At 67.7% G+C, this 19675-nt stretch carries 20 protein-coding genes; 12 read left to right on the top strand and 8 right to left on the bottom strand.

Annotated features, from left to right (window positions below; all coding sequences use genetic code 11):
- Positions 1-35: 35 nt before the first annotated feature.
- Positions 36-629, bottom strand: coding sequence for a PQQ-dependent catabolism-associated CXXCW motif protein (locus tag ACSVC7_RS01770; protein WP_448204121.1), 594 nt, complete (start codon positions 627-629; stop codon positions 36-38).
- 426 nt (positions 630-1055) lie between these two features.
- On the opposite strand from ACSVC7_RS01770, the gene ACSVC7_RS01765 reads away from it, so the two are divergent.
- From ACSVC7_RS01765 to ACSVC7_RS01750, 4 genes are all read left to right on the top strand, one after another.
- A complete protein-coding gene (locus ACSVC7_RS01765; RefSeq protein WP_448204120.1) occupies positions 1056-2048 on the top strand; it encodes an ABC transporter substrate-binding protein in 993 nt (330 codons plus the stop codon).
- Between the two features lie 13 nt (positions 2049-2061).
- The gene (locus ACSVC7_RS01760) at positions 2062-2823 is read left to right on the top strand and encodes an ABC transporter permease (RefSeq protein ID WP_448204119.1); all 762 of its coding nucleotides are present in this window, start codon (positions 2062-2064) and stop codon (positions 2821-2823) included.
- Positions 2753-3523 (top strand): ABC transporter ATP-binding protein, encoded by a 771-nt coding sequence (locus ACSVC7_RS01755; protein ID WP_448204118.1) that lies wholly within the window; start codon positions 2753-2755, stop codon positions 3521-3523. The genes ACSVC7_RS01760 and ACSVC7_RS01755 overlap by 71 nt, the downstream gene beginning before the upstream one ends.
- A 188-nt stretch (positions 3524-3711) precedes the next feature.
- Positions 3712-4122 carry a hypothetical protein gene (locus ACSVC7_RS01750; protein WP_448204117.1) on the top strand — a complete coding sequence of 137 codons (411 nt, stop codon included), beginning with the start codon at positions 3712-3714 and terminating at the stop codon, positions 4120-4122.
- A gap of 15 nt (positions 4123-4137) precedes the next feature.
- Here ACSVC7_RS01750 and ACSVC7_RS01745 read toward each other — a convergent pair whose 3' ends face one another.
- From ACSVC7_RS01745 to pedF, 6 genes are all read right to left on the bottom strand, one after another.
- A complete protein-coding gene (locus ACSVC7_RS01745) occupies positions 4138-4791 on the bottom strand; it encodes a response regulator (protein WP_448204116.1) in 654 nt (217 codons plus the stop codon).
- A 210-nt stretch (positions 4792-5001) separates the two neighbouring features.
- Complete coding sequence (locus ACSVC7_RS01740; RefSeq protein ID WP_448204115.1) at positions 5002-6750, bottom strand: methanol/ethanol family PQQ-dependent dehydrogenase; 1749 nt, start codon at positions 6748-6750, stop codon at positions 5002-5004.
- Positions 6751-7108: 358 nt separating this feature from the next.
- Positions 7109-8041: a quinoprotein relay system zinc metallohydrolase 1 gene (locus ACSVC7_RS01735; protein WP_448204114.1), complete on the bottom strand. Its 933-nt coding sequence runs from the start codon at positions 8039-8041 to the stop codon at positions 7109-7111.
- A complete protein-coding gene (locus tag ACSVC7_RS01730; RefSeq protein WP_448204113.1) occupies positions 8038-8838 on the bottom strand; it encodes a quinoprotein dehydrogenase-associated SoxYZ-like carrier in 801 nt (266 codons plus the stop codon). The genes ACSVC7_RS01735 and ACSVC7_RS01730 overlap by 4 nt, the downstream gene beginning before the upstream one ends.
- 153 nt (positions 8839-8991) lie before the next feature.
- Complete coding sequence (locus tag ACSVC7_RS01725) at positions 8992-9849, bottom strand: substrate-binding periplasmic protein (RefSeq protein ID WP_448204112.1); 858 nt, start codon at positions 9847-9849, stop codon at positions 8992-8994.
- Positions 9846-10277, bottom strand: a complete 432-nt coding sequence (gene pedF / locus ACSVC7_RS01720) for a cytochrome c-550 PedF (RefSeq protein WP_448204111.1) — start codon at positions 10275-10277, stop codon at positions 9846-9848. Before pedF ends, ACSVC7_RS01725 begins: the two co-directional genes overlap by 4 nt.
- A 228-nt stretch (positions 10278-10505) precedes the next feature.
- Between pedF and pedA1 the strand changes: the two genes are divergently transcribed.
- The 4 genes from pedA1 to pedC all read left to right on the top strand — a co-directional run bounded on the left by pedA1 (position 10506) and on the right by pedC (position 14445).
- Positions 10506-11693 carry a lanthanide ABC transporter ABC transporter substrate-binding protein PedA1 gene (gene pedA1 / locus ACSVC7_RS01715; RefSeq protein ID WP_448204110.1) on the top strand — a complete coding sequence of 396 codons (1188 nt, stop codon included), beginning with the start codon at positions 10506-10508 and terminating at the stop codon, positions 11691-11693.
- A gap of 58 nt (positions 11694-11751) precedes the next feature.
- Positions 11752-12720 carry a PQQ-dependent catabolism-associated beta-propeller protein gene (locus ACSVC7_RS01710; RefSeq protein WP_448204109.1) on the top strand — a complete coding sequence of 323 codons (969 nt, stop codon included), beginning with the start codon at positions 11752-11754 and terminating at the stop codon, positions 12718-12720.
- A 160-nt stretch (positions 12721-12880) separates the two neighbouring features.
- Positions 12881-13621, top strand: a complete 741-nt coding sequence (gene pedB / locus ACSVC7_RS01705) for a lanthanide ABC transporter ATP-binding protein PedB/LutE (protein ID WP_448204108.1) — start codon at positions 12881-12883, stop codon at positions 13619-13621.
- The gene (gene pedC / locus ACSVC7_RS01700; protein WP_448204107.1) at positions 13618-14445 is read left to right on the top strand and encodes a lanthanide ABC transporter permease protein PedC; all 828 of its coding nucleotides are present in this window, start codon (positions 13618-13620) and stop codon (positions 14443-14445) included. The genes pedB and pedC overlap by 4 nt, the downstream gene beginning before the upstream one ends.
- Positions 14446-14467: 22 nt before the next feature.
- Here pedC and ACSVC7_RS01695 read toward each other — a convergent pair whose 3' ends face one another.
- The gene (locus tag ACSVC7_RS01695) at positions 14468-14752 is read right to left on the bottom strand and encodes a hypothetical protein (RefSeq protein WP_448204106.1); all 285 of its coding nucleotides are present in this window, start codon (positions 14750-14752) and stop codon (positions 14468-14470) included.
- 214 nt (positions 14753-14966) lie between these two features.
- On the opposite strand from ACSVC7_RS01695, the gene ACSVC7_RS01690 reads away from it, so the two are divergent.
- The 4 genes from ACSVC7_RS01690 (at position 14967) to ACSVC7_RS01675 (ending at position 19514) form a co-directional block, all read left to right on the top strand.
- Complete coding sequence (locus tag ACSVC7_RS01690) at positions 14967-16823, top strand: extracellular solute-binding protein (protein ID WP_448204105.1); 1857 nt, start codon at positions 14967-14969, stop codon at positions 16821-16823.
- 44 nt (positions 16824-16867) lie between these two features.
- Positions 16868-17983: a microcin C ABC transporter permease YejB gene (locus ACSVC7_RS01685; RefSeq protein ID WP_448204104.1), complete on the top strand. Its 1116-nt coding sequence runs from the start codon at positions 16868-16870 to the stop codon at positions 17981-17983.
- A gap of 157 nt (positions 17984-18140) precedes the next feature.
- On the top strand, positions 18141-19265 hold the full coding sequence (locus ACSVC7_RS01680; protein WP_448204103.1) for an ABC transporter permease: 1125 nt from the start codon (positions 18141-18143) through the stop codon (positions 19263-19265).
- Between the two features lie 72 nt (positions 19266-19337).
- Entirely contained in the window at positions 19338-19514 is a 177-nt protein-coding gene (locus ACSVC7_RS01675) for a hypothetical protein (protein WP_448204102.1), read from the top strand.
- Positions 19515-19675: the final 161 nt, after the last annotated feature.

The following is a 19675-nucleotide window of genomic DNA, read 5'->3' as shown; positions in this document are numbered from 1 at the left end:
CCCGCCCCCAGGGGAATTCCCGATTTCCGGGACGCTCACCGATTGGTCACCGGAACCGGCCGAACCGGAACCGGCTTCGCCTCTTCGGTGGGCAGCCCGGCCTCGGCCCAGCCGTCCACGCCGTCACGGTACCAGTAGACCCGGCCGTAGCCCATCTCCAGCGCGCGCTTGGCCGCGTTCCACGACATCCAGCAGTCCGCCAGGCAATAGAACATCATCCCGCGCGTGCGGTCGCCTTTGGTCAGCAGTTCCAGATTGCCGCGGAGATAATCTTCCAGCTCCGGCGTCAGCGCGCCCAGACCGACGTTGGGCAGCCACGCGCTGCCGGGGATCTGCTGGAAGGGCTTCGGCACGATCCAGGGGCCGCCGGGCAGCGTGCTGCGGTCCAACTTCAGGACATTGATCGGCACCGCTTCGCCCGACTCGATCAAGGCACGGGCCTGAGCGGTGTCCACCGTCACCGCCCCCGGCAGAGCAGCCGGCGTCGGCGAACGGTAGTCGGTCATGCGGTAGCCGTCCGGAACCGGAACCGGGTCCGCCGCCCGCGCGGGGCCGGACAACAGAACAGCCGCCAGCAGAGTCGCCGCCGACAGAATCGCCAACGCGGCGCTGCGGTGAAGCGTGCGCACTGGTTCCTCCCTTCTTTATTTCTTGGGCGTCCACGAAATCGTTGGCGTTCCACCCGGTCAAGTTGCCTGATAGTCGAATACCGGGGCGCCGAGGCCGGGTCCTATCGTTGTCCCCGCATCCGGACCGCCGGATTGTTGGCGCGCCGCACCGGTCTTGCAAACGATGAACGAAGACATCATCATCAGGCTTAGGAGGACGGGGGGGCTAGACCCCGCCCTCCAGGCCCGATCCCTACCGGTTCAGGAGATCAAGGATTCCCTTGACCACCTGGAGCAGCAGGATCAGGAGCGTCAGGATCTTGTTCATCCTCGACATCTCCTTGTTGCGTGGCACGGGCGGTGGCCATTCCGCCGCCCTGTCCACCGCGCAACTGTGACGCGGCGCATCCATCATACAAATGCAATTTTTGCCGCAGGGGACCGCCCATGCGCCTGACGGTGCTTGCCCGCTTTGTCGCAGCACTCCTCCTTACGGCCTTGAGCATCATCGCCCCGGCGCAGGCCGCGGACCGGCCGACCGTCACCGTGGCGGTGCTGAAGTTCGGCACGGTCAGTTGGGAACTGGACGTCGTCAAACAGCACCATCTGGACGAGGCCGCCGGCTTCGACCTTAAGTTGGTGGAACTGGCGAGCAGCCAGGCCACGCAGATCGCCTTGCAGGGCGGGTCGGTGGACCTGATCGCCAGCGACTGGCTGTGGGTGGCGCGCCAGCGCGCGGCCGGGGCCGACCTGACCTTCATCCCGCATTCCGCCGCCGTGGGCGCGCTGGTCGTGCCGGCGGATTCGCCCATCCGCTCCGTCCCCGACCTCAAGGGCAAGCGCATCGGCGTGGCCGGAACCCCCATCGACAAGAGCTGGCTGCTGCTGAAGGCGCTGGCCCGCGACCGCTACCAGCTCGACCTGGACGCGGAGGCGAAGCCGACCTACGCCGCCCCGCCCCTGCTGAACCAGAAGATCGCGGCGGGCGAGCTGGACGCGGTGCTGAACTTCTGGCCCTACGCCGCGCGGCTGGAGGCCCAGGGGATGCGCCCGGTGATCGCGGTGGAGGACATGATGCGCCAGCTCGGCCTGACCGCCACCGTCCCGGCGGTCGGCTACGTCTTCCATAAGGCGTGGGCGAAGGCCAACCCGAAGGCGCTGGAGGGCTTCGTCGCCGCCTCCGCCAAGGCCAAGGAGATCATGGCCCGCTCCGACGCGGAGTGGGACCGTCTGCGCCCGCTGATGCAGGCGGAGGACGAGGCGACCTGGAGGTCCTTGCGCGACCATTTCCGCGCCGGCATCCCGACTCGCTGGACCGCGGAGGAGCGCGCCGGGGCCGCCGGGCTCTACGCCCTGATGGCGAAGCTCGGCGGGCGGGACCTCGTCGGCGACGCGGCGACGCTGCCGGACGGCACTTTCTGGCCGGCGGTGCAGTTCTGATGAAGGCACTTTGATGAAGATCTTGCGGCCTCTCGTCCCCATCCTCTCGCTGGCTCTGCTGGTGGGGCTGTGGGCGGTGGCTGCCGATCTGGCCGCGAGCCGATCCCTGCCCGGCCCCGCCGCCGTGCTGACCGTGCTGCTGCGCGAGGCGTCGAGCGGCGTGCTGTTCCATCATCTGGGCATCACGCTGGCGCGCATGGCCGCGGCCTTCGTGATCGCCATGTCGCTCGGCTCCGCGCTGGGCATCCTGCTCGGCCGGTCGCGCGGGGCGGACCGGCTGTTCGGGGCGTGGCTGACCGTCTTTCTGAACATCCCGGCGCTGGTCGTCATCGTGCTCGCCTACGTCTGGTTCGGCCTGACGGAGGCGGCGGCCATTGGCGCGGTCGCCGTGAACAAGATCCCCAACGTGGTCGTCGTGCTGCGCGAGGGCGCCCGCGCCATCGACGAACAGTATGTCGAGATGGCCCGGAGCTTCCGCATGGCGCGGTCCGACGTGCTGCGCCATGTGCTGCTGCCCCAGCTCACCCCCTACTTCGCCGCGGCGGCGCGGTCCGGCCTTGCTCTGATCTGGAAGATCGTGCTGGTGGTCGAGCTGCTGGGCCGCAGCGACGGGGTGGGGTTCCAGATCCACCTGTACTTCCAGATGTTCGATGTGGCCGGCATTCTTGCGTACACCGTCGCCTTCGTGGCCGTCGTCCAAATCCTTGAGCTTTGCGTCCTGCAACCCGTCGAAGGCCGGCTCACCCGCTGGCGGCCGGTGCGCGCTGAAGCTTGAGATCCGCGCCAAGCGCTTCGGCGACCGGGACGCCATCCGCGGCCTGTCGCTGGAGGCGGCGCCGGCCGAGTTCGTGGCGCTCGTCGGCCCCAGCGGCTGCGGCAAGACGACCGCGCTGAACATCGCCGCCGGGCTGGACCGCGCCTTCGAGGGCTCCGTGGAGTTCGGCGGGCGGGAGCCTGTCCTGGGCTACGTCTTCCAGAACCCGCGCCTGTTGCCCTGGCGCACCGTGCGGCAGAACGTGGCACTGGTGCTGCCCAAGGTGCTGCGCGGCGGCGGGCTGGTGGAAGAGTGGCTTTCGGCCATGGGTCTGGCGGAGGTGGCCGACCAGTATCCGACGCGGCTGTCGGTCGGCATGGCCCGGCGGGTCGCGCTGGCCCGCGCCTTCGTCGTGCAGCCGGACCTGCTGCTGATGGACGAGCCCTTCGTCTCGCTGGATGAACTGACCGCACAGCGAATGCGCGCCCTGCTGGCCGACATGCTGGAGCGGCGCCCCGCGACAGTGCTGTTCGTGACCCACAACCTGCGCGAGGCGATCCAGCTTGCCGACCGCATCCTGGTGATGGCGCCCAGCCCGACGCGGGTGGTGGCGGAGGTGCCGGTCGGCCTGCCGCGAGCCTTGCGCGACGATGCCATGGTGGAGTCCTTCCGGGCGGAGCTGCTGGCGCGGTCGGACCCGGTGTTCCGGGTGTTGGCGTGAGGGCCTGATGCCCCCTCCCTAACCCTCCCCCGCCTTTGGCGGTGGAGGGGACTGCCGCCACTGCGCCAAAGTTCCCTCCACCTCGAAGAGGGGGAGGGTTAGGGAGGGGGCAAAACTGCCTCAAACTGTGAACCAGCTCACACCCGCCCGCACCCATCCGCGCGCATCCTCCGCACCGGAGGTGACTCATGCGCTCCCTGTTTCTGCTTGCAGCCTGCGCCGCGCTGCTGTCCGGATCCGCCATGGCCGGCGAGATCGTCATTCTCGATTCCGGCGGCCCCACACACCATCACGGCAAGCGGGTGCGGAACAGCGTGGTGATCGAGGACCCGCTGACCGGAGATTCCCTGTTCATCATCGAGCGCCCCTCGCGCGAGGAGGAGCTTGGCCGGCGCGACCCCGGCCTGGAGGCGCGGCGCGCGGCGCGCCGGGCGCATGTGAAGCGCCGCAGCAAGGATCTGCCGGACCTGGACGAGCTGTCCATCGACGGAGTGCCGTTCCTCGACCGCACGGTGCCGTTCGGGCTCGGCCGGGGCGATCCCGGACGTGAAGCGGCGCGCGCCGCCGCCGACGCACGCCGCATGAGGCTGGAACGTTAGACGCTCACGCCCGCATCACATGCCGAACCGGGCCTTTTCCAGTTGCAGGCGGTTGGCGAAGACCACCGCCTGGGTGCGGCTGTAGACCTTCAGCTTCTGCAGGATCGCCGACACATGGGCCTTCACCGTGGTTTCGGTGATGCTCAGTTCGTAGGCGATTTCCTTGTTCAGCTTGCCGGTGCCCAGCATCTCCAGCACGCGGAGCTGCTGCGCCGTCAGGGTGGACAGGCGGCGGGCGATCTCCACCGTCTCCTCGTCCTCGGCCTCCGCCCCTTCCTCGACGGAGGGGGGCAGATAGACCTCCCCGGCCAGGATCTGGCGAAGCGCGCCGGCGATGGCGTCGCGCGGCGTCGATTTCGGGATGAAACCGGCGGCCCCGCAGCGCACCGCCTCCAGCATGATCTTGCGGTCCTCGTGGGCCGAGACGACCGCGATGGGGATGGCGGGGAACTGCCGGCGGAGCGAGATCAGCCCGGTCAGGCCGTTCATGCCCGGCATGTTCAGGTCGAGCAGGACAAGGTCCAGCTCCCCTTTTTCACCCAGCATGGCGACCGTTTCGTCCAGGCAGCCCGCCTCATGGATCTCCTGCGCCTGGCAGGAGTACATGACGGCGCTGCGCAGGGCATCGCGCACCATCGGGTGATCGTCCGCAATCAGAATTCTGCTCATGGCGTGGTTTCCACGCTCAGTGTTTCAGGGCGTTTCCGGGCATCATCATGCCGGACCGTTCTAGAATGCGCAAGGATCTGAACGAAGCGGACCCATGCAGAAAGTCATACGCAATTTCGCTTCCGTACAAGTTCCCGCGTCGGCTGCAAGAAAAAGGCGGGCCGAAAGCTTCGGCCCGCCCGTCCCTTTTTCGTCACAGCCTCACGGCGATCAGGCCTTGGGCAGCTTGAAGACCCAGAGCGAGCCGCCCTGGTTGATGTCCTTGACCAGCTTGGCGACGTCGCCGCCCCACAGCGGGACCGCACCGCCCCAGCCGGACACGACGGCCACATACTGCTCGCCGTCCTGCTCCCAGGTGATCGGGGAACCGACCACGCCCGAACCGGTGTTGAACTTCCAGACTTCCTTGCCCGACTTGGCGTCGAAGGCCTTCAGGTAGCCTTCCGGCGTCCCGGTGAAGACGAGGTTGCCGCCGGTGGTCAGCACGCCGCCCCACAACGGGGCCGGGTTCTTGTACTCCCACACGATCTTGCCGGTCTTCGGGTCGATCGCGCGCAGGGCACCGATGTAGTCGTTGTAGAGCGGCTTGATGGTGAAGCCGGCGCCGAGATAAGCCGCACCCTTCTTGTAGGTGATCGGCTCGTTCCAGATGTCCATGCCCCACTCGTTGGCGGGGACGTAGAACAGGTCGGTCGACGGGCTGTAGGCCATCGGCATCCAGTTCTTCGCACCCAGGAAGGCCGGGGCGGCGAAGACCGACTTGCCCTTCTCGGCCGCTTCCGGAGCGCCCGGACGGTTGTCGTCGTTGTAGACCGGACGGCCGGTCTTCAGGTCGATTTCCTTGGCCCAGGTGATCTTGCTGACGAACGGCGAGGCGTTGATCAGCTTACCGTTGGTGCGGTCGATGACGTAGAAGAAGCCGTTGCGGTCGGCCTTGGCGCCGGCCTTGATGGTCTGCCCGTCCTTCTTCAGGTCGAAGGAGACGAACTCGTTCACGCCGTCGAAGTCCCAGCCGTCGTGCGGCGTGGTCTGGTAGTGCCACTTGATCTCGCCGTTGTCCGGGTTGATCGCCAGCGTGGACGAGGAATAGAGATTGTCGCCCGGACGCAGGTGCGAGTTCCAGGGCGCCGGGTTGCCGGTGCCGAAGAACAGCGTCTTGGTTTCCGGATCGTAGGTGCCGCCCAGCCAGGTGGCGCCGCCGCCGGTCTTGTACATGTCGCCCGGCCAGCTGGCGTTCAGCTTGCCGGTCATGGTCGATTCCTTGCCATTGAGGGTGCCCATGTTGCCCTCGATGGTCGGACGCTGCCAGATCAGCTCGCCCGTTTCGGCGTCGCGCGCCTCGACCATGCCGACGATGCCGAACTCGCCACCGGAGTTGCCGGTGATGATCTTGCCGTCGACGATCAGCGGCGTGGCCGTCGCCGAATAGCCGGCCTGGTAGTCGGCAAGCTTCTTCGACCAGACGACCTTGCCGGTGTCCTTGTTCAGCGCGACCAGCTTGGCGTCCAGCGTGGCGAAGTAGACCTTGTCCTTGTAGATGGCCGCGCCGCGGTTCACCACGTCGCAGCAGGGCATGATGCCTTCGGGCAGGCGGTGGTCGTACTGCCACTTCTTCTGGCCGGTCTTCACGTCGACCGCATAGACGCGGGAGTAGGAGCCGGTCACGTAGATCGTGCCGTCATAGACGATCGGCTGGGCTTCCTGGCCGCGCTGCTTCTCGCCGCCGAAGGAGAAGGACCACACCGGCACCAGCCCCTTGACCGTGTCGGGGTTCAGCTTGTTCAGCGGGCTGAAGCGCTGGGCCTGCGGGCCCATGCCGTAGGTCAGAACGTCGCCCGTCGACTTGGCGTCGTTCAGAAGGTCGTCGTTGGACGGGCCTCCGGCGGCGTGCGCCGCGGACAGGCCAAGGCCGACCGCCATCGCGCTGGCAAGCAGACAGGTGCGGAAGAGACGCTTCATGGTGCGGATACCTCCCAGGGAAATCGACAGACGAACCAAGGGCCTACCGCCCATCTTGTCCGTCTGACCTCGGCTTTTTTCAGCAAAGTCGCGGGCCTGTCGCGGCGCTATGCTGCGCTGCGATGTCCATATCCTTTCGACTGTAGGGCAGTCTACCGATGGCCCGGACAGGGTCCATTGGCAAATAGTAGGATGGGGGAATGTGCTTATTATCAGACTCCCCGCATTTGCCTTTTGAGCGACGGACGGCGCTTTCCCATTACGTCATCCCCGCGGAGGCGCATAAGCGCTAGTATAAGCCCCCTCGCCCCTCCCTCTCCCGCCGGAGGCGGGCGAGGGGATTTTAGGCGCGCAGCCGTCAGTTCACGCGCGGCAGGGCCGCCTGCTCGATCTTCGGCCAGAGGTGCGAGACGGAGCGCTGGTACTCCTCGCGCAGCACGCTCAGGCCGCTGAACCGCTCGGGGATCGGCAGGTCGAGCGCCTCGGCCATGTCGGCGCCGGATTCGACCTTGTCGCGCAGCGTGCGGTCGAGCCAGCTCAGCCAGTCGCGGGTCTGTGCGATCGCCCCCTTGTCGGTGCGGATGCGTCCGTGATTCGGCACCAGCACCGTCACCTCCAGGGCGTCCAACTCGTCCAGCTCCTTCAGCCACTTCACCAGGTCGGCGTGGGGTGTGGTCGGCACGCGGTCGGAGAAGACGACTCCGCCTGCGAACAGAACGCCCGTCGTCTCGTCGTAGATGGCAAGGTCGGCGGCGGTGTGGCCCTCCAGCGGGATCAGGCGAAGGCGGTGCGATCCGTAGACCACCGTGGAGCCGTAGACCGGCTCGGTCGGAACCACCGGTTCGGTGCCGCGCATCCAGTCGCCGACAAGGCGGTACATGTTCTCGGTCATGCCCTTGCCCTCGGCCTTGATGCCCTCGATGGTGCCGGGCAGCGTGGCGATGGGCACGTCGGCGAAGGCCTGGTTGCCCAGCCAATAGTCGGGGTGCAGGTTGCCGATGAAGACCTTGGCGAGCGGCTTGTCGGTGACGCTGCGGATGGCGGCCCGCATCTCCTCGCCGAAGCGGCGCGACGGGCCGGACTGGATCACGATCACGCCGTCGTCGGTGACGATGAAGCCGGGGTTCAGGATGTTGCCGCCGTTGGCGCGGGTGAAATGCTCGCGCGTGCCCTCGAAGACGTAGGTGTCCCGGGCGATCTGGACGGGCTTGAGATTGTAGGTCAGCGGCCCGGCGGCCTGGGCCGCAAAAGCCGTCACGAACACCAGCACAAAGGACAGCAGCGCCTTCATTGCACGGCCCCCTGCATCCAGGGGAGCGGGATGGCGGCGTTGATTTCGCCGCCCTGGGTGTCGCGGCCGACCAGCTTCAGCGCGCGGGAGGCAGCGCCGGGCTTGACCTCCAGCGTGAAGACGGGGTTCTCGCTGACCGGCTCCAGCACGTCCAGCCGGCTAAGCTCCGTGCCGTCCGAATCGAGGAGGCTGAGCTTTTCGATGAAGTAGGCGGGGATGCCGGCGATCAGGCCGTTGTCCATGGGGTGGCGCACCCGGAAGCGGACGCGGGCGAGCTTGTCGTCTCCGGCGGGCGGCCAGGCGCGGGCCTGCACCTCGCCCACATGGTCGGCCCAGTCCTTGGCGGCGTAGGTGACGGGCGGCGCCGTGCAGCCGCCGCCGGCCGCGTCCACCAGTTTGCCGCCGATGTGCCAGACGCCGTCCGGCGTGCGCGCGGCGGCGCGGACGGGGGTCGCCTGCTGCACCCGGATGCGCGCGCCGACCACCGGCTTGGCGGCGGTGGGGTGAAAGCGCAGGACCACGGGGAAGGGGTTGAGGTCGGAGATCAGCACCATCTCCTCCACCGCGCCGAGCGCCGAGGCGTCGGCCAGGACCGGCACGGCGGTGGCGTCCTCGGCGTTGGCGGGGGCGGTGACCGTGACGCGATCGTCGAAGACGATGGGGGCCTTCCCGAACAGCTCGGGCCGCAGCACGTCCCACATGACGGAGGCCAGGGGGTCCTCAGGATCCGCGCCGGCGGCGAGCGCCGGTCCGGAAAGCGCCACCGCGACACCCGCGACGGCGAGCAGCCTCAGCATCGTTCGTCCTCCCTGTTTATTGGCCTTATTATTGGCGGCCTTTGCCCCCTCCCTAACCCTCCCCCGCTGCGCGGGAGAGGGGACTTGGACAGCGCGGCGGCAGTCCCCTCCACCGCCATCGGCGGGGGAGGGTTAGGGAGGGGGCACCGCGCCCTACTCCGTCGGCACCGCGTTGTGCGTCACTCCATAGTTCCGGAAGACCTTCGCCACCGTGCCATCGTCCAGCATGGCGGTGATCAGGTCGCCGACCGCGTAGGCGAGGTCGCGGGAATTCTCCTTCACGGCCAGGCCGATGTCCCAGCTCGACGCCATCATGCCGGGGAAGCTGACGGGGGTGATGGGGAAGTCCTTGGCGCGCTCGCCCAGCGCGGCCTCGATCTGGCTCTGGGTCGCGACGATGGCGGAGACCTCGCCCTTTTCCAGGGCGGCGACGGCCTGCGGGATGGTCATGAAGTGCACGACCCGCTCGCGCAGCCGGCCACCGAAGGCACCCAGCAGGAAGAAGTCGGGGATGCTGTCGATCTCCACCCCCACCGGCTCGTCCGGCAGGGCGGACAGCATGGGCTGGGTGACGCGCATCGGGTTGCGGGCCAGCGCGAAACGCTCCCGCTGGTAGGGGGCGAACAGCACGGCTTCCGGGTTGCGCAGCCCGAATTCCTTCTCGTAGGGGACGTGCATCATGATGTCGGCGACGCCCCCGCCGACGACCGGCCCACGCCAGATGCCGTTGCGCAGGTCGTCGGAGACCGTCTCGCCGGCGGTCAGTTCCATGAACTCGACTCCGACGCCCAGCCGCTCGGCAATGGCGCGGGCGAGGTCCACGTCCATGCCGGTCAGCCTGCCGTCCTTGCGGAAGGAAAAAGGCGGGTTGTCGCGGTAGACCGCCACGCTCAGCCGGCCCGCGGCCATCACGTCGTCCAACGGACGCGCGCCGGCGAGCCGGGGGGCTACCCCGGCTGCCAGCGCTGCGGTGGTGACGGCGAGAAATCCGCGTCGTGTGAGTTCCGTCATTCTTGATGCACCGTCTCCAGCCACGAGCGGATGGCCCACAGGGCTTCCTGGCCCAGCGCCTCGCCGAACTTCGGCATGTAGGTCACGCCGTTGCGGATCGAGCCGTTGGTGACGCGCTCCTTGAACCATTCGTCGCCGACGTCGCCCGGCTCCAGGAAGCGCAGGTCCGGCGCGATGCCGCCCGACACCGCGCCCAGGCCGTGGCAGCGGGCGCAGTTCTGGTTGAAGGCGGAGGCGCCGATCTCGATGGCGCGCGGGTTGCCGCGATAGGGGTTGCTGTCGCGCCAGGTTTCGCCGAGCTTGTCGAGACCGCTGGTGTCCACGGGCTGGGGCGTCACGTCGCCGTGGGCGAAGGCCACCGCCGAACCGGCCGCAACACCGCCGAAAATGAGACCCGCGGCCGCGAGCCGGAGAAGCCGAGCGTTCATGGTGGGCGTCCTCTTTCCAAACCGAGCGAGTGTTGTTCGATGGCCGACAGCATATCGCCGGTCCGCCGCACCAATAATTGGACTTTGGTAGCAACCGCCCCCGTCCGGGCGGTCGCAGGCCCGCAAACCCACGCTTTTCCGCCCCGCATCGTACCAAAGTTGCATTACGGCCCGCCCGCCGCCGGGGCTAAGCTGTGCTCCCGTAACCAGGAGAGTCCCGCGCCCGCGATGCGTCCTTTCCTCCTGTTCTCCTCCCTCCTGGCCGGGTGGCTGACCACCACCCCGGCCGCCTTTTCCCAAGGCATGGTCCAGGACTTGGCGACGGTCCGCATCGCCTATCTGACGCAGGCGGTCGAACAGCCCCCCGCCCTGTCGAACCTGGACAGCCCGCCGCCCGACGAAGGCATCGCCGGCGCGCGGCAGGCCATCGCCGACAACGACACCACGGGCCGCTTCCTGAAGCAAAAATTCGAGCTGGAGACGGTGACGGTGCCGGAGGACGGCGACCCGGCGCAGGCTCTGCGCGACCTTGCCGCCAAGGGACACCGCCTCGTCGTGCTCGACCTGCCCGGAGAGGCGCCGGGCAAGCTCGCCCGCTTGCCGGAGGCGGCGAACCTGTTGCTGTTCAACGCGGGCTCCACCGACGACAGCTTGCGCAACGCGGCCTGCGCGCCGAACCTGCTGCACACCATGCCGAACCGCGCCATGCTGGCGGACGCGCTGGCGCAGTATTTCGTGGTGAAGCGCTGGACCAAGTGGCTGCTGATCGTCGGGACCCGGCCGGAGGACAAGCTCTACGCCGCCGCCGTCAAGCGCGCCGCCAAGAAATTCGGCGCCGAGGTGGTGGAGGAAAAGACCTGGAGCGAGGACCACGACGCCCGCCGCACCGCGCAGGCCGAGGTGCCGGTCTTCACGCAGGCCAAGCGCTACGACGTGCTGATCGTGGCGGACGAGATCGGCGACTTCGGCGATTACCTGATGTACCGCACCTGGGACCCGCGCCCGGTGGCCGGGACGCAGGGCCTCGTCCCCACCAACTGGCACCGCACGCACGAGAATTGGGGAGCGGCCCAGCTCCAGTCCCGCTTCAAGGCGGCCTTCGGGCGCGCCATGCTGCCGCGCGACAACGCCGTGTGGGCCGCCGTCCGTGCCGTGGGCGAAGGGGCGACCCGCACCCGCTCCACCGACCCCGCCGCCATTGCCGCCTACGTCAAGGGGCCGGACTTCACGCTGGCCGGTTTCAAGGGCGTGCCGCTGTCCTTCCGCCCCTGGGACGGGCAGCTGCGCCAGCCGGTGCTGCTGGCCGCCGACCGCTCGCTCGTCTCCGTCTCGCCGCAGGACGGCTTCCTGCACCCGAAGACCGAACTCGACACGCTGGGCTACGATCAGCCCGAGACCGGCTGCCGCCTGCGTTGAGCCGCATGCCCTGAGACGCCTGCCCCGAGACGCCTGCCTTGAAAGGACGCCCGATCCGATGAAGACCTCCCGCGCCCTGTTTCTCGCCGCCTTGCTGGCGAGCGCCGCGGCCCCCGCGCTGGCCGACACGATCTACGTGTCGAACGAGAAGGACAACACCCTGTCCATCATCGACGGCACGACGCTGGAGGTGACGGACACGGTGAAGGTCGGCCGCCGCCCGCGCGGCGTGACGCTGAGCGCCGACGGATCGCAGCTGTTCATCTGCGCCAGCGACGACGACGCGGTGCAGGTGATGGACCTCGCCACCAAGCAGATCATCCACAACCTGCCCTCGGGCAAGGATCCGGAGCAGTTCGCCCTGTCGCCGGACGGCAAGCTGCTGTTCATCGCGAACGAGGACAACAACGCCGTCACCGTCGTGGACGTGTCCACCCGCAAGGTGGCCTTCCAGGTGGACGTGGGCGTGGAGCCGGAGGGCATGGCCGTCAGCCCCGACGGCAAATGGGCGGTCAACACGTCCGAGACCACCAACATGGTCCATTGGATCGACGTCGAGAAGCAGGCGGTCGTGGACAACACGCTGGTGGACGCCCGCCCGCGCTACATCCGCTTCAACAAGGACGGCAGCCTGCTGTGGGTGACGTCGGAGGTCGGCGGCACGCTGTCGATCATCGACGTCGCGACCCGGCAGGTGAAGCAGACCGTCCGCTTCAAGATCAAGGGCGTGCCGCAGGACCGCATCCAGCCCGTGGGCATCCGCCTGACCAACGACGGGCGCTACGCCTTCATCGCGCTCGGCCCCGCCAACCACGTCGCGGTGGTGGACGCCAAGACCTTCGAGGTGAAGGACTACCTGCTGGTTGGCCGGCGCGTCTGGCAGATGGCCCTGTCGCCGGACGAAAAGCGGCTCTACACGACCAACGGCGTGTCCAGCGACGTGTCGGTGGTGGATGTGGACAGCCTGAAGGTGCTGAAGTCCGTGAAGGTCGGGCGCTATCCCTGGGGCGTGGCGGTGAAGGGGTGATGCGGATGTGGGATTGGAGCGCCGGCGTTCTTCTCCCTCTCCCCTCTGGGGAGAGGGTCGGGGTGAGGGGGGCCTGCATTTTCTGCACTCCACGGCCCCCCGAGAACCCCCTCACCCTAACCCTCTCCCCAGAGGGGAGAGGGAATGGAGGGCGCACGCCATGAACCGCTCTGCCCTTTCCGTCGAAAACCTCTCCTACGCCTATGGGCGCGGGACGTTCGCGCTGAAGGACGTGTCGCTGGATGTCGAGGCGGGGTCCTTCACGGCGCTGCTCGGCCCCAATGGGGCGGGCAAGACGACGCTGTTCGCGCTGATCACGCGCCTGTTCGAATCGACCAGCGGCACCATCCGCATCGGCGGCATCGATCTTAAGAAGGAACCGACCAGGGCGCTCGCCCGCATGGGGGTGGTGTTCCAGCAACCGACGCTGGACCTCGACCTGACGGTGCGGCAGAACCTGCTGTACTTCGCAGCCTTGCACGGGCTGCCCCGCCGCACCGCCCAGGCCCGCGCGCTGGAGTCCTTGGAAAAGCTCGGCATGGCGGAGCGCATCGACGAGACGGTGCGCAAGCTGAACGGCGGCCACCGCCGCCGGGTGGAGCTGGCCCGCGCCCTGCTGCATGAGCCGGACCTGCTGGTGCTGGACGAGCCGACCGTCGGCCTGGACGTGCCCGCCCGCCGCGCCATCGTGGAGCATGTCCACGAACTGTGCCGGGAGCGCGGCATCGCCGTGCTCTGGGCCACCCACCTGATCGACGAGATCGCGCCCGACGACCGCGTGGTGGTGATTCACCGGGGACAGATCCGCGCGGCCGGCCAAGTCGCCGACGTGAACCGCGACACGGGGGCGGAGACGCTGACCGACAGCTTCAACCGCCTGATCGCGAAGGAGGCGGCATGACCCCCTCCATCCACGCCACCGCCCTGCACTACGCCCGCGCGCTGGGCGGCATCGTCGGGCGGGAGGTGCTGCGTTTCGTGCACCAGCGGGAACGCTTCCTGTCCGCGCTGGTTCGGCCGCTGCTGTGGCTGTTCGTCTTCGCGGCGGGCTTCCGCGCGGCGCTGGGCATCGCCATCACCCCGCCCTACGAGACCTACATCCCGTACGAGGTCTACATCGCCCCCGGTCTTGTCGGCATGGTGCAGCTGTTCAACGGGATGCAAAGCTCGCTCTCCATGGTCTACGACCGGGAGATGGGCAGCATGCGCATGCTGCTGGTCAGCCCCCTGCCCCGCTGGTTCCTGCTGACGGCCAAGCTGCTGGCCGGCACGGCGGTGTCGATCCTCCAGGTCTACGCGTTCCTGGCCATCGCGTGGCTGTACGGAGTGCAGGCGCCGCCGCTGGGCTATGTCACGGTGCTGCCGGCGCTGGTGGTCAGCGGGCTGATGCTGGGTGCCTTGGGGATGCTGCTGTCCTCGGCCATCCGGCAGCTGGAGAATTTCGCGGGCGTGATGAACTTCGTCATCTTCCCGACCTTCTTCCTGTCCACCGCCCTCTACCCGCTGTGGAAGATGCAGGAGGCGAGCGAGCTGCTCTACACCATCTGCGCGGTCAACCCCTTCAGCCAGGCGGTCGAGCTGATCCGCCACGCCCTGTACCTGAAGCTGAACGCCCCAGCGCTGGGCTGGACGGTGCTGGCGCTGGCGGTGTTCCTGGGGGGCGCGATCTACGGCTACAACCCGGCGCGGGGCTTCCTGGCCCGGCGGGGAGCGGGGGCGGAGTAGGCACTCCGCCCTCTTGAGTTGGTCATTCTTCGTCCGGCAGACCGGCGACCTGATAGAGCGCCGGCAGCGCGTTGAAGCTGGCGTCGGTCACCGCGTTGTCGGTCGCGGCCTCCGCCACGGCGACGGCGGTGTCGTCGTCCATAATCCTTTCGTTCACGAAGGCCACCTGTTCGTCGAGGCTGTCATCGTCGTGGACGGCCGGCCCGAACCCCGGGTCTACCATTCCCTTATTGGCCACGGCATCGGCCGCCCAGGCTCCGGACGGCGACAGCGCCATGACGACGAGCATCGCTGCGAGGGTTCTCATCCGCCCCTCCCTTTTCCGCTGGAATCCTCCAGCATAGGCGCGGTGCCCGCCACGCGTCCCCCGCGCATCGGAACACGGCGATTCGGTAGAGCCGGAGCAGGCCCCGCGTGGGAATTGTACGGTATAGGTCAAGCCTCTGCCTTGATTGTGCCACAGGTCGCCCCCTACCTTACCCGAAACGGGAACACCCCGAAGCGGGGAGAACTGAGGGCGCATGCGACGGATTAAGGCGACGATGTTTGGGGCGACGATGCTGGCAGCCGTGTTCGGCCTTTCCCTGCTGGCGCCCGCCGCCGCCTTTGCCGACACCGCCGGCCACGCCGTCACGGGGCACGGGACGCCGAAATACGGGCCGGATTTCAAGCATTTCGACTACGTGAACCCCGACGCGCCCAAGGGGGGCGAGGTGAAGCTGGCGACCTACGGCAGCTTCGACAGCCTGCACCCCTTCATCCTGCGCGGCTCCCCGGCCGGCGGGGCCAGCCTGCCCTTCGAGACGCTGACCGTCGGCAGCAGCGACGAGGTGCTGACCCAATACGGCCTTCTGGCCGAGACCATCACGGTCGCCGACGACCGGAGCTGGGTCGCCTTCACCCTGCGCCCGCAGGCGCGCTTCCACGACGGCACGCCGGTGACCGCCGATGACGTGATCTGGAGCTTCGAGACGCTGCGCGACAAGGGCCACCCGGTCTACCGCAGCTACTACGCCGACGTGACCAAGGCCGAGAAGACGGGGGAGCGCACCGTCCGCTTCACCTTCCGCAACGGCGACAACCCGGAACTGCCGGTCATCATAGGCCAGTTGCCGGTGCTGCCCAAACACGCCTTCGACGGCAAGGACTTCGCCTCCACGACGCTGGAGCCCATCGTCGGCAGCGGCCCCTACAAGGTCGCGGAGGTGCAGCCCGGCCGCTCCGTCGTCTACCAGCGCGTCACCGACTGGTGGGGAAAGGATTTGCCGGTCAACCGGGGCCGCTACAACTTCGACCGCATCCGCTTCGACTATTACCGCGACCTGGACGTGGCGTTCGAGGCCTTCAAGGCCGGCGCGGTGGATGTGCGGCAGGAGCATTCCTCGAAGAACTGGGTCACCGGCTACGACGTGCCCGCCGTCCGCGACGGCCACATCGTCCGGGAGGAGATCAAGCACCAGGACCCGCAGGGGATGCAGGGCTTCGTCTTCAACAGCCGCCGCCCGATTTTCGCCGACCGCCGGGTGCGCGAGGCGCTGAATTACCTGTTCGATTACGAATGGACACGGGCGAACCTGTCCTACGGGCTGTTCCAGCGCTCCAAGAGCTTCTTCTCCAACTCCGAACTCGCCGCGACGGGCCTCCCCTCCCCGGAGGAGGCGAAGTTGCTGGAGCCCTTCAAGGGCAAGGTGCCGGAGGAGGTCTTCACCAAGCCCTTCGAGCCGCCGAAGACCGACGGGTCGGGCAACATCCGCCAGAACCTGCGCACGGCACTCGGCCTGCTGAAGGAGGCGGGGTGGGAGCTGAAGGGCAACAAGCTGGTCAACGCGAAGACCGGCGAGCCCATGCGCTTCGAAGTCCTGCTGGTGCAGGCGGACATGGAGCGCATCGTGCAGCCCTTCGTCCGCAACCTGGAGCGCGCGGGCATCGGGGCCGGCATCCGCGTGGTGGACACGGCCCAGTACCAGAACCGGCTGGACCAGTTCGACTTCGACATGATCGTCCAGCGCATGCCGCAGTCGCTGTCGCCCGGCAACGAGCAGCGCGACTACTGGCAGTCCGCCAAGGCCGACCAGCCCGGCAGCCGCAATCTGGCCGGCATCAAGGACCCGGTGGTCGACGCGCTGATCGACCGGCTGATCCAGGCCCCCGACCGCGACGGCCTGGTGACCGCGTCCCGGGCGCTGGACCGCGTGCTGCTGTGGGGCTGGTACGTCATCCCCCACTGGCATGACGACGTGCGGCGGGTCGCCTATTGGAACCGTTTCTCCCACCCGGCGGTTGCGCCCAAGTACGGCTTCGCCTTCGTCGATACGTGGTGGGTCGATCCGGAGAAGAACGCGAAGCTCGCCTCGACCGCACGCCGCACCGGCCCGTAAGGACGGACCCGAAAACCGGACGCTAGGAAAGGCACCCCCGCGCGATGTTGGCCTACATCATCCGCCGCCTGCTGCTGATCATCCCGACCCTGTTCGGGATCATGGTCATCAACTTCCTGATCGTGCAGATCGCCCCCGGCGGTCCGATCGAGCAGATGATCGCCCGCGTGCAGGGTACGGCGGTGGAGGCGACCTCGCGCATCGGCGGCACGGCCGGCGGCGACACCGGCGGGGCTGGTGCCCAGGCGCAGCAGACCCAGGGCGGCGACACCGGCAGCCGCTACCGCGGCGCGCAGGGGCTGGACCCGGAGTTCATCAAGCAGCTTGAGAAGGAATTCGGCTTCGACAAGCCGCTGCACGAACGCTTCATCCACATGATGTCGAACTACATCGTGTTCGACTTCGGCAAGAGCTACTTCCGCGACCGCCGCGTGGTCGATCTGGTGATCGAGAAGATGCCGGTGTCGATCTCGCTGGGCATCTGGACGACGCTGATCGTCTATCTGGTCTCAATCCCCCTGGGCATCGCCAAGGCGGTGCGCGACGGGCAGCCCTTCGACGTCTGGACCTCCGGCGTGGTGATCGTCGGCTACGCCATCCCCAGCTTCCTGTTCGCCGTGCTGCTGATCGTGGTCTTCGCCGGCGGGCGCTATTTCGACTGGTTCCCGCTGCGCGGGCTGGTGTCCGACAACTGGCATGAGCTGCCCTGGTGGCGGCAGATCCTGGACTATCTCTGGCATATGGTGCTGCCGGTGCTGTCCATGGTGATCGGCGGCTTCGCCGGCCTGACCATGCTGACCAAGAACTCCTTCCTGGAGGAGATCAACAAGCAGTACGTCGTCACCGCCCGCGCCAAGGGCCTTGCCGAGCGGCGGGTGCTGTATGGCCACGTCTTCCGCAACGCCATGCTGATCGTCATCGCCGGCTTCCCCGGCGCCTTCATCGGCATCCTGTTCACGGGCGCCTTGCTGATCGAGGTGATCTTCTCGCTCGACGGGCTGGGCCTGCTGGGCTTCGAGGCGGCGATCAACCGCGACTACCCGGTGATGTTCGGCACGCTCTACTTCTTCACGCTGCTGGGCCTGATCATGAACCTCGTCGGCGACATCACCTATGTCGCCGTCGACCCCCGCATCGACTTCGAAGCGCGGAGGGTGTGATGCACCTCAGAGCTTCCGCATTTTCCCCCTCTCCCCTCCGGGGAGAGGGTTGGGGTGAGGGGGTTGCGCTTTTGCCGGACGTACCGCCAAGCGCAACCCCCTCACCCTCCCCTCTCCCCGGAGGGGAGAGGGAAAATACCGGCGGGGAGGTCCACGCATGAGCGGGGATCGCTTTCTCGGCATGCGCGTGACGCCGCTCACGCGGCGCCGGCTGACGAACTTCCGGGCGAACCGGCGGGGCTTCTGGTCCTTCTGGCTCTTCCTGCTGCTGTTCACCCTGTCGCTGGGCGCGGAGTTCATCGCCAACGACAAGCCGCTGCTGGTCAAGTACGACAACACGCTCTACTGGCCGGTCTTCCAGACCTATCCGGAGACCACCTTTGGCGGCGAGTTCGAGACGGAGACCGATTACCGCGACCCCTTCGTGCGCCAACTGATCGAGGAGAAGGGCTGGATCGTCTGGCCGCCGATCCCCTACAGCTACCGCACCATCAACTACAACCTGCCGGTCCCCGCCCCCGCCCCGCCGTCCACCGACAACTGGCTGGGCACCGACGACCAGGGGCGCGACGTGGTGGCGCGGCTGATCTACGGCTTCCGCATCTCGGTCCTGTTCGGGCTGGTGCTGACCGCCTTCTCGTCGGTCGTCGGCATCATGGCGGGGGCGGTGCAGGGGTATTTCGGCGGGCTGACGGACCTGCTGTTCCAGCGCTTCATCGAGATCTGGCAGGGGCTGCCAACCCTGTTCCTGCTGATCATCCTGTCCAGCGTGGTGACGCCGAACTTCTGGTGGCTGCTGGGGCTGCTGCTGCTGTTCGCCTGGACCTCGCTGGTCCATGTGGTGCGGGCGGAGTTCCTGCGGGCGCGCAACCTGGATTACGTGCGCTCGGCCCGCGCGCTGGGGGCGACGGACGCGACGATCATGGTGCGGCATGTGCTGCCCAACGCCATGGTGGCGACGCTGACCTTCCTGCCCTTCATCCTGAACGGCTCCATCACCACGCTGACCGCGCTGGACTTCCTGGGCTTCGGCCTGCCGCCGGGCTCCCCCTCGCTGGGCGAGCTGCTGGCCCAGGGCAAGGCGAACCTGCAAGCCCCCTGGCTGGGCCTGACCGCCTTCTTCGTCCTGGCGATCATGCTGAGCCTGCTGATCTTCATCGGCGAAGCGGTGCGCGACGCCTTCGACCCCCGCAAGACCATCGGCCAGCTGTCCACGGCGGCGGCGGATGCGAACGAAGCCGCGGCGATCGCACAGAAGCAAAAGCAGAAGGCCGCGGAATGACGGCCTTTCTTGACGGAAAAACGGCGCCGAGGCCATGCTGTCGGCAGAATCACGACCTTTGTGGCGGGTGGCATGGACAAGGACAACTCGGCATCCGCAGCCAACCGGGGATCCAACCTGATCGCCTTCGTGAAACGGGATTCCGCGCCAGACACAATGACCAAAACGCCCCAGATGGTGCGCCTGAGCGCCCAACCCGTCCAGATCGTCGGCGCGCGCTGGAGTCGCGACGATCTTTACGACGAGTGATTTCCGGAGTGCGGCCACTCTCCTTTGCCGTCATCCCCGCGAAGGCGGGGATCCAGGACATTCCGACCAGTGACCGAGTGGCCCTGGATCCCCGCCTTCGCGGGGATGACGATGGAAAGGTGGGGGGATATCCGTTCGGTCCTTCATCGGCTTCGTTCGGG

Source organism: Azospirillum mesophilum (genome assembly GCF_053470405.2).
This window is presented reverse-complemented; position numbering and strand designations above follow the sequence as displayed.

Bases quoted from the DNA above. Each gene is read 5' to 3' on its own strand.
- ACSVC7_RS01765 (WP_448204120.1), top strand. From the start codon at position 1,056: ATGCGCCTGACGGTGCTTGCCCGCTTTGTCGCAGCACTCCTCCTTACG.
- ACSVC7_RS01760 (WP_448204119.1), top strand. From the start codon at position 2,062: ATGAAGATCTTGCGGCCTCTCGTCCCCATCCTCTCGCTGGCTCTGCTG.
- ACSVC7_RS01750 (WP_448204117.1), top strand. From the start codon at position 3,712: ATGCGCTCCCTGTTTCTGCTTGCAGCCTGCGCCGCGCTGCTGTCCGGA.
- ACSVC7_RS01745 (WP_448204116.1), bottom strand. From the start codon at position 4,791: ATGAGCAGAATTCTGATTGCGGACGATCACCCGATGGTGCGCGATGCC.
- ACSVC7_RS01740 (WP_448204115.1), bottom strand. From the start codon at position 6,750: ATGAAGCGTCTCTTCCGCACCTGTCTGCTTGCCAGCGCGATGGCGGTC.
- ACSVC7_RS01735 (WP_448204114.1), bottom strand. From the start codon at position 8,041: ATGAAGGCGCTGCTGTCCTTTGTGCTGGTGTTCGTGACGGCTTTTGCG.
- ACSVC7_RS01730 (WP_448204113.1), bottom strand. From the start codon at position 8,838: ATGCTGAGGCTGCTCGCCGTCGCGGGTGTCGCGGTGGCGCTTTCCGGA.
- ACSVC7_RS01725 (WP_448204112.1), bottom strand. From the start codon at position 9,849: ATGACGGAACTCACACGACGCGGATTTCTCGCCGTCACCACCGCAGCG.
- pedF (WP_448204111.1), bottom strand. From the start codon at position 10,277: ATGAACGCTCGGCTTCTCCGGCTCGCGGCCGCGGGTCTCATTTTCGGC.
- pedA1 (WP_448204110.1), top strand. From the start codon at position 10,506: ATGCGTCCTTTCCTCCTGTTCTCCTCCCTCCTGGCCGGGTGGCTGACC.
- ACSVC7_RS01710 (WP_448204109.1), top strand. From the start codon at position 11,752: ATGAAGACCTCCCGCGCCCTGTTTCTCGCCGCCTTGCTGGCGAGCGCC.
- pedB (WP_448204108.1), top strand. From the start codon at position 12,881: ATGAACCGCTCTGCCCTTTCCGTCGAAAACCTCTCCTACGCCTATGGG.
- pedC (WP_448204107.1), top strand. From the start codon at position 13,618: ATGACCCCCTCCATCCACGCCACCGCCCTGCACTACGCCCGCGCGCTG.
- ACSVC7_RS01695 (WP_448204106.1), bottom strand. From the start codon at position 14,752: ATGAGAACCCTCGCAGCGATGCTCGTCGTCATGGCGCTGTCGCCGTCC.
- ACSVC7_RS01690 (WP_448204105.1), top strand. From the start codon at position 14,967: ATGCGACGGATTAAGGCGACGATGTTTGGGGCGACGATGCTGGCAGCC.
- ACSVC7_RS01685 (WP_448204104.1), top strand. From the start codon at position 16,868: ATGTTGGCCTACATCATCCGCCGCCTGCTGCTGATCATCCCGACCCTG.
- ACSVC7_RS01680 (WP_448204103.1), top strand. From the start codon at position 18,141: ATGAGCGGGGATCGCTTTCTCGGCATGCGCGTGACGCCGCTCACGCGG.
- ACSVC7_RS01675 (WP_448204102.1), top strand. From the start codon at position 19,338: ATGGACAAGGACAACTCGGCATCCGCAGCCAACCGGGGATCCAACCTG.